An 11,842-nucleotide genomic window follows, 5' to 3' on the forward strand; every position below is an offset into this window, starting at 1 on the left:
GGGCGGCGCGGGTAATGCCTGCCGGTTATGCCGTCGCGGGACGGGCGCCGCGGCAGTTCGGAAAGAGGATTTCCTACTTTGGTCGGGCGATTGCCACACTTTCGCCGGTGCACTCGCCGCGGCGGGAGTCTTATCGTGGACTTTCGTGGAGTTGGAACTCAAGCATTTGCGCCACCTCCAGGCGATCGCCAAAGCGGGCAGCCTCAACCGCGCGGCCACCGAACTGGTGCTGCCGCAGCCCGCCCTCAGCCGCGAACTGCGCAGGATCGAGGAACTGCTCGGCCGGGCGCTGTTCGAACGCGCCCGAGCCGGGGTGCGGCCCACGCCGTTCGGGCAATTGATCCTCGACTACGCGGACGGGATCCTCGCGCGCACCGCCCGGATCGGGCCCGCTCTCGCGCAGCAGCGAGCCCAGCGCGACAGCGCCTTGCGGGTCGGCTGGTCGGAAACCGTGCTGTCCGGCCCGTTGCTCCGCGCGCTGGAGACGACCGGGCTCGGCGACCGGGCGGAGATCCGGACCGCCGAATCGACCGCGGAAATGCTCGGCTGGTTCGGCCGCGGGGAACTCGACCTCGCCGTGCTGTCCGAACAGTGCGAGGTGCCGCTTCCCGCGAACACCGGCCGGATCGACCTCGCCGAGGACCCGTTGCTGATGATGCTCCCGGACTGGCATCCGCTCGCCGCCCGCCGCGAGGTGGACCTGGCCGAGCTGGAACACGAGCGGTGGATCTCCTCGACCGGGCCGGACCGCTGCCGCGAGTTCCTGGCCCGGGTGTGCGGCCCGTACGGGTTCGCCCCGGTGATCGCCCACTACGTGCCGGTGTCCGGCCCGCGCGACGAGATCGTCCGCTACCAGGGCGACGTCACGCTCGTCCAGGCCTCGCGCCCGCTCGCCCCGGGCGTGGTGCACCGGCCGGTCCCCGGGCTGCGATCGAGCACCCGCCATTTCCTGCTGTACCGGGAGGACAGTCCCATCGCCGGGCGGGCGGTCCTGCTGGCCGGGTTGATCCTCGACGCCTATCACGACGAACGGGGCGGCTTCGACGGCCCGCGCGCGATTCCGGGGGAACTGCCGTGGCTGACCGCCCGGACCAGCTGATCCGCACCGGCGCGGACCTCGAGCTGCGGCAGCTGAAGCTGCTGGTCGCGGTCGCCGAGGCGGGCAGCGTGGCCGCTGCCGCGACCGCGCTCGGAACCACCCCGGCCAAACTCGCGCTGCGGATCCGGCGGCTGGAACGGATGGTCGGCGCCGCGCTGCTGGCCGCGGAACCGGACGGGAAGCTGTTCACCGAAACCGGCGAGCTCCTGCTCGAACACGCCTCGGCGGTGGTGCCGCAATTCGACCGGATGCTGACCGCCGCCCGCGCCGGCCTGGAGCGCCCCGCCGCGCAGATCCGGATCGGTTCGGTGCTGACTCCCGTGCTGCCGCCGCTGATTCGCGAGGTGGGCCTGCGCAATCCTGGTGCCGGATTGGCGATCCAGGCCGGGGAATCAGCCGCGGAACTGGCCGAAGCGCTGCTTCGCGGCGAACTAGACCTCGGCCTGCTGCGTCAGGACGCCGTGCGGGAACGCTCGCTCGAATGGGTCTCGGTAGCCACGGAGCCGCTGGTGGTTGGCATTCCTTCCGGGCATCCGCTCGGCGTTCCGGACTCGCTCACCCCGGCCGCGCTGTCCGGGCAGCGCTGCGTTCTTCTCGACCAGTCACTGCAGCCCCGGACGCGTGCATTGCTCGCGGCCTTCGCCGACGCCGGTGCCGATCCGCTGCTGTGCTACGCCAACAGCGAATGGGCGGTGCTGTGTTTCGGTTACGGTGCGGGAATCCTGACCGTGACGGCTCCGCCGACGAGACCGATGCCAGACACCGCTTACCGGCCATTGCATTGCGCGGCAACGAATTCGACCCTGGTGCTCGCCTGGACGGACGGCCCGCTCGCTGGTTGCATCCCGCGTGTCCGGGCGGCGATGACACGCGCGCACGCCGAACACCTCCGCACGCTCCTGACCACGTGACGTACGTGAGGGGACCCCTGAGGGAATCAGATTCCCTCAGGGTTCCCCTCACGGAACGCGGGATCAGCCGATGCGGTAGCTGTACGGCAGAGTCGCCAGCACCTCACCGGTTCCGACCTGCGGCAGACCGGTCACGCCGGTCGGCAGCGAAGGCACGGTCACGATGTTCAGGTGCCCGGCCACCTTGTCGCCGCGGTTGCCCGACGGCGTGATCGTCACCAGCACCGTCGCGGTCTCGCCCGGCTTCACCAGTTGCGGCGTGCCGCCGGTGCCGTTCGGGTCCACCGACTGGCCGTACGGGTCGCCGGTCGACGACGTCACCGAACCGTCGAAGCCTGCCGTCTGGATCGACGCCGTGTAGCTGGAATGCCCGGCGGGCGCGCCTTCCGGACCGAATGGGCCGATCTCCTGCACGTCGGCGAACCAGACGCCCTTGGTGACGTAGCCGGTCTTCTCGCCGATCGTCGCGACCGACACCGTGCTCCCGTTCTGCGCGGACTTCAGGTCGCCGAGCACGTCGATGCCCGCCGCCGAACCCTGAATCTCCGCCTGCGCGGGCACGGTAGAGGACGTCGCGACGGTGAACTTGCTCGTCTCCGGCGGAATCGAATACACCGGCGCGTCCGAGTTCAGTTCCGGCAGGTTGACCTCGGTCGACCCCTGGATCGGCTGCGGCTGCAGCGTTTGCCGGGTGTTCGTGCGCGCGTCGACGCCGATGGCGATCGGCTCGACGCCGGTGTTGCGCACGGTCACCGGCACGGTCACGGCCTTGCCCGCGGCGAGCGACGCGGACTGCGGCAGCGCGGGCGCGCTGGCCGAGACCTGGTCGAAGCCAACGGTTCCGGTGAACGGCTGGTCGATCTGCTTGCCCGTCACCGGGTTCTGCACGACGAGCACCAGGTGCCAGCGGCCCGGCAGCGGGTTCGCGTCGACGAGCTGCAACCCGGTGCCCTGCTTCAGCGTGGTGGCCGAATCGAGGTAGGCGTTGCTGTTCACGTCGGCGAGTTCGCCGTTCGGGTCGACCAGGACGCCGTCGAGCAGCGTGCCCGGATCCTGCAGCTTCACCGCGACGTCGAGGTCCCGCTTGCCGCGCGGCACGTCGAATTCGTAGGAGAAGGTCTGCGCCGGCGACACCGCGCGGGCGTTGCCGCCGGTGATGGTGCCGTTGAAGGTTCCCGGGCCGTTCTTGGTCGGGATCAGCGCGCGCAGCACGGCCGACACGGAGGTCTGGTGGCCGTCGGAGCTGCCGAAGGTGATCGAGTAGTCCGCGTCGCCGCCGCTGCTCGGAGTCTGCAGCGAGACGTGCACCGGCTTGGTCTGGCCCGGCTTGAGCTCCAGGATCTGCGGCGACACCTGGCCGTACGGGACGGCGCGCTGCGCGGTGGTCGCGAGCTGGATGTCACCGGTGTAACCGGCCGGTCCGGACGCCGAGTACAGCACCGCCGTCCACGTGCCCGCGACCGGGCGCGTGACGTCCACATTGGCATAGTTCGCCGTCGCGGCCCCGCCCTGCGGACGGCTGTTGGCGACGAAGGTGCCGTCTGGCGCGAGCAGCGTCAGCCGTACCACCGGCGTGACCGACTGGCCGTTGACCGACTTCGGGCTGCCCTGCCACGCCATCCGCGCCAGCAGCCGCTGCGCGCCGTTCGGCACGGAGAAGGTGACCTTCTTGTACGCCCAGTTCGTGCCGTTGAAGTACGGGAAGGTCGGCAGCTTCGTCGAGTCGAACGCCGTGGTCTGCGCCTGCGTGCCCATCGGGGAGAACGTCCGCGTGCCGGTGCTGACCGTCAACGGCTTGGTGCCCGAGTTGGTGACGTTGACCGACGCCTGCTGCGTGCTGCCCGGCGCGCCTTCCAGCGTCAGCTGGTCGGCCGACAGCGAGATGTTCGACGAAACGCCCGCCGGTGCCCCGGTCGAGCCCGGAGCGGTGAGCGCCGCTTCGACCGCCGCGCGCGCATCGAGAAGGCCTGCGCCCTGCTCGTCGGCGGGGAGGTTGAGGTCGCGCGCGGTGCTGGTGATGATCTGCTTCACCTGCGCGGGCGACGGCGACGCACCGTGGTGCGAATTGCGGTAACTCTGGATCACCAGCGCGGCCACACCCGCGGTCAGCGGGGCGGATTCACTGGTGCCGCCGAACGATTCGAGGTCGGTCGGCTGCGGGACGGTGTTGAAGTTGCGGCATTCCGAGTACGCCGGCGCGCAGTCGGCCCAGTTGCCCTCGCCGGGTGCGACGAGGTCGATGGTGCGGCCGTTCTGCGTGATGCCGGACGACGACAGCGCGGAGATGTTGTCGCTCACCCATTTCCCGTTGGAGAACGGGAAAGCCGCGTAGCCGGTCTGCGCGTACAGCCGGTTGTCGGTGGTCGCGCCGGTGGAGATCACCAGCGGGTCGGTGGCCGGGCTGCCGATCGTGGACGTGGTGCCCGCGTCGCCGCTGGACGCGGTCACCGTGACGCCCGCAGCCACGGCCTGGTCGTTGAAGACCTGGAACAGGTTGCGGGAGCTGGAATCCGGGTACTGGTTGAGGCCGAGCGACTCGTTGATCACGTCGACGTGGTCGACGGTCACCGCGTAGTCGATCGCCTGCAGCACCGCGGAGTTCGTCGCGGTCTTGCCGAAAACGTTCAGGCCGACCAGGCTCGCGCCCGGCGCGACGCCCTTGACGACGATGTTGCAGCCCGCCGGAAGCGGGTGCTTCTCGTTCACGAACTTCGACAGGTCGTGCACCACGACGCCCTGCGCGGCGATCGAGGAGGCGTCGCCGAAGGCCTCGGCCCCCGCGTCGGTCGTGTTCGGACCGTCGCCGGAGAAGTCCTGGTAGTCCGAGAACACATGGCTGCCGTCGGGACGGATGAAGTCCGCGTAGTTCGGGTCCATGTTGTCGGCGAGGAACGCGACCTTGACGCCGGCCCCGTTGGCCAGGTCGGACGCGCTCTTCCCGCCGGTGGTGCTGTAGGCGCGGATCGAAGTCAGCGCTTCGGGCTCCAGCAACGGTTTCGCCGGGTCGCTCGGGCAGGTCGCGTTCGGCAGGGCCTGCGCCGCGGCCGGTCCGCCTGCCTTCGGCGCGGCGGCCGGTGCGCTCGGCTTGGCGTCCGGCAGCGTCACTTTGCTGTCCGGCAGCACCTGCGCGACCGCCGGATCGTGCGCGAGCTGTGCGGCCTGCGCGGGCGTGACGGTGGCGGAAAACGCGTTGCCCAGAGCGAAGTGCTTGACCTTGGCCGGTGCCGAGCCGGCGAGCTTGGCCAGCACCGAGTCTTGTTCTTGGGTGGCTTTGGCGCGGCGAGTGTCCGAGGCCGCCTTGGTGGGCGGCGCGCTGGGCAACTGGTCGGAGAGGACGACGATCACCGATTGCGGCGTCGTGTCGGCCGTCGCCGCGGCTGGTCCGGCAGCCTGCGCCGGCTGGGTGACCCCGGCCAGCACCAGACTGCCGGTCGCAGCCATGACCAGGGCGCGAACGGATCGCGAGGAACGCCCCATGTGCAGTTCCCACTTCCTGCTAGAAGGGTTCGTGAGTTACCGGCCCCGATGAAATCGGGCGCGTTTGTCGCACGCCCGTTTTCCCGGCAGTCAGAACTCTTTCCGAGTCCTTCACGATCCACAAGCGACAATAGTGGGAAACAAATCCGGCAAACGGGACCGAATTTCCGCGCCGTCGCGCATTCGGTCCCGTTTGCCGGAATCGGGGTCAGTCTTGGGGCAGGTGCCGGCGCGAGTGTCGGGACACCACAAGGGTTCCCGCGATCGCGACCAGTGCCACGCAGGCCAGCAGCACCGGGTAGCCCGCTACTCCGTTCAGGGCCGCTAAAAGTGACGGCAGGAGGAATCCGATGTAGGCCAGCGCGTAGTACACGCCGGTCAGTTCCGCGATTTCGTCCGGCCGGGCGAGGCGTTGCAATTCCAGCAGTCCGGACACCACGACGATGCCGTAAGCGGTGCCCAGCACCACTGCCGCGCCGAGCGCGATCCACGGCGATTCCTGCGCCGCCGCGAAGACGCTCAGGATGAGCCCGACGCACAGCACCGTCATTCCGGTGAGCACGGCCCGCGCGCTGGTGGCGCGGTCGACCCGCTTGGCGATCGGCTGAATCCCGACGCCCGCGCCGATCGCGCACACGGTCAGCAAAGTGGAGTAGGCCAGCGCCCACGACCCGGTCTGATGCTGGACGAGCTGCGGCAGGATCGCGTACGCCACGCCGCAGGAGCCGAAAATCCACGGCGCCGCAGGCAGGATCACGCGGCGGAACCGCGGATGCCGAGCGGTGGCGGGCAACGCGGCGCGCACCGAATCAGTCCGGACAGTAAGCGTTTCCGGACTGCGCGTGACGGCGGCCAGCGAGACCAGCGCGAGTCCGATGTGGACCAGGTAGGGGAGGACCATCGGCCACGGTCCCCACTGCGCGAGCACTCCGGCGACGCCCGGGCCGATGCCGAGCCCGAGCGTGAGGCACAGTGCGGCGCGGCGGGTTCCGGTGTCGGCCGCCGTGTACGGGTCGGCGTCGGCGAGTTCCTTGATCCAGGTGGAGCCCACGGCCATCGCGACCGCGACCGCGATGCCGGAGAGGAACCGACCGCCGGCGATCCACGCGACGCCGAGCGGTCCGAGCGCCAGCAGCGCGCTCGCCAGCAGCGACAGCACGGTCCCGGCGAACATCACCGGGCGGCGACCGTACCGATTGGACAGTCCGCCGGACAACAGGAGTCCCGGCACGAGGCCGACGACGTACGCGCCGAGCAGGGCGTCGACGGTGAACGCGGAGTAGCCCGCGGCGTGGTACATCACGAGCAGCGGCGTGAACTGGTTGCCGCCCCATCCGGCCGCGAACACCGCGGCGGCGGCCGGGAACCAGGCCGGGCGAGCGGTCGTTTCGGGCGTTCCGGGCAGGGGAGCGCGGTCAGCGGTTGTGGTCATCGTTTGTGCACCGAATCCAGGTGTGCTCGCAGGGCGGGGGCGAAGGTGTCGGCCTTCGTCTCGGCCTCCGCGATGATGTTCAGGAGCTGTTCGTGCTCGCCGACGACCTGCGGCAGGCGGGCCGGGATCGGCGCGAGCGCGTGGACGTTCATCCGGCGCTGCCGGTCGGCGAGGGTGGTGTAGAAGGTGAGCAGCAGAGCGTTGCCGCCTGCCGCGACGATCGTGCGGTGGAACAGCTCGTCGGCCTCGGCGAACGCGGGCACGTCACCCGCTTCCGCGTGCTGGCGCTGGGTTTCCAGCACCGCGCGCAGCTGCTCGAGCGCGTCCGGGATCAGCTCCGGACGTCGGCCCAGCCGCTGGACCGCCGCACTCTCGACGGCCTCGCGGGCTTCGAGTACGTCTTCGGCCTCGCCGGGCGTGATCGGCACGACGATCGCGCCGCGCTTCGGGATCAGGTTGAGCAGTCCTTCCACCTGCAGCCGCAGGAACGCCTCGCGCACCGGAGTCCGGCTGACCCCGAGGCGTTCGGCGATCTCGCCCTCGCTGAACAGGTGCCCGCCGGGCAGTTCGCCGGTGAGCACCAGTTCCTTGGTGAGCTCGTAGGCGCGGTCGGCGGCGGGTTTCAGGGCGTTCACGCAGCCGACGCTAACATGCATCCCAGCTTGTATCTAAGGCGTTGTGACCTGCGGCTCAGTGTTCTGTCGGTGGCCTGTGCCATGCTCCGGGAGTGCGATTGCTCCTCGATGCCCGACCGACTGTCCAGCAAGCCGTCACTGCGGTGCGTGCTGCGCTCGCTGCAGGCCTAGACCCTGATCAGGACCCGCCGCGGTCCGTCGTTCCCGTGCCCACCGGGCAGTTCCTGCTCATGCCCGCGTTCTGGGACCGCTACGCCGGGGTCAAGGTCGCGTCCGTCGCGCCGGACAACCCGGCGCGGGGCCTGCCGCGGATCCAAGGCCACTACCTGCTGATGGACGGCCCGACACTCACGCCGATGGCGCTCCTGGACGGCGTCGCGCTCACCTCGGTGCGCACGGCGGCCGTCTCCGCGGTGGCGGCGGATCTGCTGGCCGTGCCGGACGCGGAACGCTTGGTGGTGTTCGGCACCGGTCCGCAGGCGGAAAGCCACATCGAAGCTTTCCGGGCCGTCCGGCCGGTGCGGGAGGTCGTGGTTGTCGGGCGGAATCCGGAGCGGACGCAAGCGTTTGCCGAGCAGTATCCGTTCGCGCGGGTCGGGACGCCGGACGACGTGGCCTCGGCTGATCTGGTCGTGTGCTGCACCTCGTCGCGGACCCCAGTGTTCGACGGCGCGAAAGTCCCTGAACACGCCACCGTGGTCGCCGTCGGTTCACACGAACCGGAAGCGCGGGAAGTCGACGATGTCCTGATTGGACGGTCCACAGTGGTCGTCGAGGGAATCGGCGCGGCTACCCGCGAGGCCGGGGATGTGGTGCTGGCACTGGAATCCGGTGCCCTCGCGGCGGATGACCTTGTCTCGCTCGCGGCGCTGGCTCAGGGGCATGTGATGCCTTCGGGGCCGCGACTGTTCAAGAGCGTCGGGATGGCTTGGGAGGATCTGGTGGTCGCCGCGGCCGCCTATGAAGCCGCCGAGTGACCGGAATTGTCGGTGGGGGCCGCTAGTCTGGGTGCCTTCGACGGCGAGGGGAGACCGGATGTCCGAAGAACTGACCACCGCGGAGCTGTTCGACGCGATCGGCGCCAGGTACGAGGAGGCGTTCGGGCACCGGCCGGTGGTGGACGCGGCGGTCCGGGAACTGCTCGCGGTGCTGCCGCCGTCCGCGCGGGTGCTCGACATCGGCAGCGGGACCGGTCGTCCGGCCGCGGCTGAACTGGCCGCGGCAGGCCACCGGGTGACCGGGATCGACGTGTCGGCGGAGATGGTGCGGATCGCGCGCGAGCAGGTGCCTTCGGCGGAGTTCGTCCAGGCCGACGTGCGGGAATGGGAATCGGAACCCGGGACGTGGGACGCGGTGTGCGCGTTCTTCTCGTTCGTGCAGCTGCCCCGCGCCGAGACGGAGCGGGTCCTCGGCCGCATCGCCGGATGGCTGGCGCCAGGCGGACGATTCGCGCTGGTCACAGTGCCCGCCGACCTCGAGGACGTGCCCATCGACTTCCTCGGCCACCGGATCCGCGTGACGAGTTTTCCGGTGGACGCGCTCGTCGACCGGGTGCGCGCGGCCGGACTGGAGGTCACCGGGACGCGGGAAGAGTCTTTCGCGCCGGACAAACCGGGAGCGCCGCCGGAGGAACACGTGCTGATCTCGGCCCGCAAACCCGCCTGACCGGCACCCGGAAAAAGCGCCGCCGACCACGGCATCGTGAAATAAATTCAGCGGCTCGGACGGGCTGAGGGAAAAACGGGACGGCATTTTCGCGCGGTCCGGGTGAACACGCCGGAAATTGCGCGGAAAATGCCGTCCCTTCCGTTCGGCGCGGCTGGTCCGGTGGTCAGCCGCATAACTCCCGGCCGCGGCCGGACGATTGCCGGATCACCGTCGCCCGCTCGCCGCTTCGCGAGCTGCTTGCGTTGGCCGATTCACTCGGCCCCGCGCGCCGGGGCTGATGCTCGCGGGTCCTGACCCGAGCGGTTCGCTTGCCGCAGCTGACTTCCGCGGCTGACTGCGGTTGTCGAGCCGTGCGGTTTCGCTTGCCGCGGCTGGCTTCCGTGGCTGGCTGCGGTTGTCGAGCCGTGCGTTTCGCTTGCCGCAGCTGACTTCCGCGGCTGGCTGCGGTTGTCGAGCCGTGCGTTTCGCTTGCCGCAGCTGACTTCCGCGGCTGGCTGCGGCTATCGAGCCGTGCGTTTCGCTTGCCGCGACTGGCTTCCGTGGCTGACTGCAGTTGCCGAGCTGTGGGGCTCGCTCGCTGCGGCCGATTCGCGAAGCAGTCGGCCGCAGCGTTCGGTGCGGAACCCTCAGGCCGGAACAGTCCTTGCTACTGCTGCCCTACTGCTGGTTGCCCCACTGCTGCTCGCCCTGCTGGCCACCCTGCTCGTAGCCGCCCTGGTCGCCCTGCCCGAAACCGCCTTGCTGCCCGCGCTCTTCGAAGCCCTGCTGCTGCCCGCCTTGCTCGAAGCCCTGCTGCTGCCCGCCCTGCTGGAAACCCTGCTGCTGGCCGCCCTGCTCGAAGCCCTGCTGGCCGCCTTGGCCGAATCCGCCTTGCTGGCCGCCCTGTTCGTAGCCACCCTGGCCGCCTTGGCCGAATCCGCCTTGCTGGCCGCCCTGTTCGTAGCCGCCCTGGCCGCCCTGGCCGAAACCGCCTTGCTCGCCCTGACCCTGCTGACCGCCCTGGTCGAAGCCGCCCTGGGGCTGCCCGCCGCCTTGTTCCTGGCCGCCTTGCTGGCCGCCGCCGAAGTTTTCCTTCAGCTTGTCCGCGCCCTGGCGGATCTGGTCGCCGTGCTTGCCGCCGGTTTTCTCGTCGGCGAATTCGGCGGCCTTGTCGATGCCCTCGCCGACCTTGTCCTGGTTGTTGCCCGCGAATTCCTGGATCTTGTCCTTGGCCTGGTCGAAAAAGCTCATCGAAATCCTCCTTGATCTATTCGTGACACATGGATACCAGCCGGGTACCCGGCTGACGCGGCGGCGAGACGCCAGTCCCCGGTTCGGGTGAGGCGCGGCGCCGGTTCTGCCCGGGTCGGGGCACGGGTGGGTTACCCCACACGCCCGGACGCGGGACGGACCGGCCGGTAGGGTCGCCGCGGCAGGGCACCGGAGCCGAGGAGGACGTGTGGCGGGACCGTTGAGCGGGCTGAAAGTCGTCGAACTGGCCGGGATCGGGCCGGGGCCGCACGCTTGCATGGTGCTCGCCGACCTGGGCGCGGACGTCGTCCGGGTGGAACGGCCCGCCGGCTCGCTCGACCTCAGCGGCGGCAAGCCGGACCCGCTGCTGCGCGGCCGCCGTTCGGTCGCGGCGAACCTCAAGACCCCGGAAGGCCGCGACCTCGTCCTGCGGCTCGCGGCGAAGGCGGACGTCCTGATCGAAGGCCTGCGCCCGGGCGTCGCCGAACGGCTCGGCGTCGGCCCGGACGACTGTTTCGCGGGCAATCCCCGCCTGGTCTACGGACGGATGACCGGCTGGGGACAGGAAGGCCCGCTCGCCCAGCGCGCCGGCCACGACATCAACTACCTCGGCCTCACCGGCGTGCTGCACGCGATCGGCCGCGCGGGCGAGCGTCCGGTGCCGCCGCTCAACCTGGTCGGCGACTTCGGCGGCGGCTCGATGTTCCTGATCGCGGGTGTGCTCGCGGCGCTGTGGGAATGCGGCCGGACCGGGCGCGGCCAGGTCGTGGACGCGGCGATGGTCGACGGCGCGAACGTGCTGTCCCAGATGATGTGGGCCCTGCGCGGCCTGGGTTCGTGGTCCGACGAACGCGGCACGAACCTCCTGGACGGCGGCGCGCCGTTCTACGACACGTATGTCTGTGCCGACGGCCGTTACGTCGCTGTCGGTTCGCTCGAACCACAGTTCTACGCGGCTCTCCTGAACGGCCTCGGCCTCGCCGCGGAAGACCTGCCGCCGCAACTCGACCGCGACGGCTGGCCCACGCTCCGTGCCGCCTTCACCCGCGCCTTCCTCAGCCGGACCCGCGACGAATGGGCCGAGGTCTTCGACGGCACCGACGCGTGCGTCACGCCGGTGCTCGCTCCCGACGAAGCGCCCACGCATCCGCACATCGCCGCACGCTCAGGCCTGATCACGGTGGACGGCATCGTCCAGCCTGCTCCAGCGCCGCGGTTTTCGCGCAGCGCAACGGATGTGCCTTCGCCGCCGCCGGTCCCTGGCTCGCACACGGAAGAGGTGCTGGCCGAGTGGGTGCTGCGCGTGCGCGACGATCCGGCGTTGGTCGTGCGCGCGGACGCGCCGGTGGCGGGCAAGGTCGCGGTGGTCTCCGGCGGCGGGTCCGGGCAC

Annotated in this window: 9 protein-coding genes; 5 read left to right on the forward strand and 4 right to left on the reverse strand. The window is 70.3% G+C overall.

Annotated features, from left to right (window positions below):
- The first annotated feature begins 145 nt into the window (after nt 1–145).
- Together ACWDNU_RS35085 and ACWDNU_RS35090 are read left to right on the forward strand one after the other, a co-directional pair.
- Nucleotides 146–1,099, forward strand: a complete 954-nt coding sequence (locus tag ACWDNU_RS35085) for a LysR family transcriptional regulator (RefSeq protein ID WP_449672037.1) — start codon at nt 146–148, stop codon at nt 1,097–1,099.
- Nucleotides 1,075–2,010: a LysR substrate-binding domain-containing protein gene (locus tag ACWDNU_RS35090; RefSeq protein WP_449672038.1), complete on the forward strand. Its 936-nt coding sequence runs from the start codon at nt 1,075–1,077 to the stop codon at nt 2,008–2,010. The genes ACWDNU_RS35085 and ACWDNU_RS35090 overlap by 25 nt, the downstream gene beginning before the upstream one ends.
- A gap of 63 nt (nt 2,011–2,073) precedes the next feature.
- On the opposite strand, the gene ACWDNU_RS35095 is transcribed toward ACWDNU_RS35090, so the two are convergent.
- From ACWDNU_RS35095 to ACWDNU_RS35105, 3 genes are all read right to left on the reverse strand, one after another.
- Entirely contained in the window at nt 2,074–5,451 is a 3,378-nt protein-coding gene (locus ACWDNU_RS35095; protein ID WP_449672039.1) for a S8 family serine peptidase, read from the reverse strand.
- 244 nt (nt 5,452–5,695) lie between these two features.
- On the reverse strand, nt 5,696–6,919 hold the full coding sequence (locus ACWDNU_RS35100) for an MFS transporter (protein WP_449672040.1): 1,224 nt from the start codon (nt 6,917–6,919) through the stop codon (nt 5,696–5,698).
- Entirely contained in the window at nt 6,916–7,554 is a 639-nt protein-coding gene (locus ACWDNU_RS35105; RefSeq protein WP_449672041.1) for a GntR family transcriptional regulator, read from the reverse strand. The genes ACWDNU_RS35100 and ACWDNU_RS35105 overlap by 4 nt, the downstream gene beginning before the upstream one ends.
- A gap of 92 nt (nt 7,555–7,646) precedes the next feature.
- Between ACWDNU_RS35105 and ACWDNU_RS35110 the strand changes: the two genes are divergently transcribed.
- Together ACWDNU_RS35110 and ACWDNU_RS35115 are read left to right on the forward strand one after the other, a co-directional pair.
- A complete protein-coding gene (locus tag ACWDNU_RS35110; RefSeq protein WP_449672042.1) occupies nt 7,647–8,531 on the forward strand; it encodes an ornithine cyclodeaminase family protein in 885 nt (294 codons plus the stop codon).
- A 58-nt stretch (nt 8,532–8,589) separates the two neighbouring features.
- Nucleotides 8,590–9,219, forward strand: a complete 630-nt coding sequence (locus tag ACWDNU_RS35115; protein ID WP_449672043.1) for a class I SAM-dependent DNA methyltransferase — start codon at nt 8,590–8,592, stop codon at nt 9,217–9,219.
- A gap of 660 nt (nt 9,220–9,879) precedes the next feature.
- On the opposite strand, the gene ACWDNU_RS35120 is transcribed toward ACWDNU_RS35115, so the two are convergent.
- A complete protein-coding gene (locus ACWDNU_RS35120; protein ID WP_449672044.1) occupies nt 9,880–10,452 on the reverse strand; it encodes an antitoxin in 573 nt (190 codons plus the stop codon).
- Nucleotides 10,453–10,660: 208 nt separating this feature from the next.
- Between ACWDNU_RS35120 and ACWDNU_RS35125 the strand changes: the two genes are divergently transcribed.
- On the forward strand, nt 10,661–11,842 hold a 1,182-nt coding region (locus ACWDNU_RS35125), incomplete at its 3' end, for a CoA transferase (protein WP_449672045.1).

It is taken from the genome of Amycolatopsis sp. NPDC003676 (genome assembly GCF_053587275.1).

Bases quoted from the DNA above. Each gene is read 5' to 3' on its own strand.
- ACWDNU_RS35100 (WP_449672040.1), bottom strand. From the start codon at position 6,919: ATGACCACAACCGCTGACCGCGCTCCCCTGCCCGGAACGCCCGAAACG.
- ACWDNU_RS35115 (WP_449672043.1), top strand. From the start codon at position 8,590: ATGTCCGAAGAACTGACCACCGCGGAGCTGTTCGACGCGATCGGCGCC.
- ACWDNU_RS35095 (WP_449672039.1), bottom strand. From the start codon at position 5,451: ATGGCTGCGACCGGCAGTCTGGTGCTGGCCGGGGTCACCCAGCCGGCG.
- ACWDNU_RS35120 (WP_449672044.1), bottom strand. From the start codon at position 10,452: ATGAGCTTTTTCGACCAGGCCAAGGACAAGATCCAGGAATTCGCGGGC.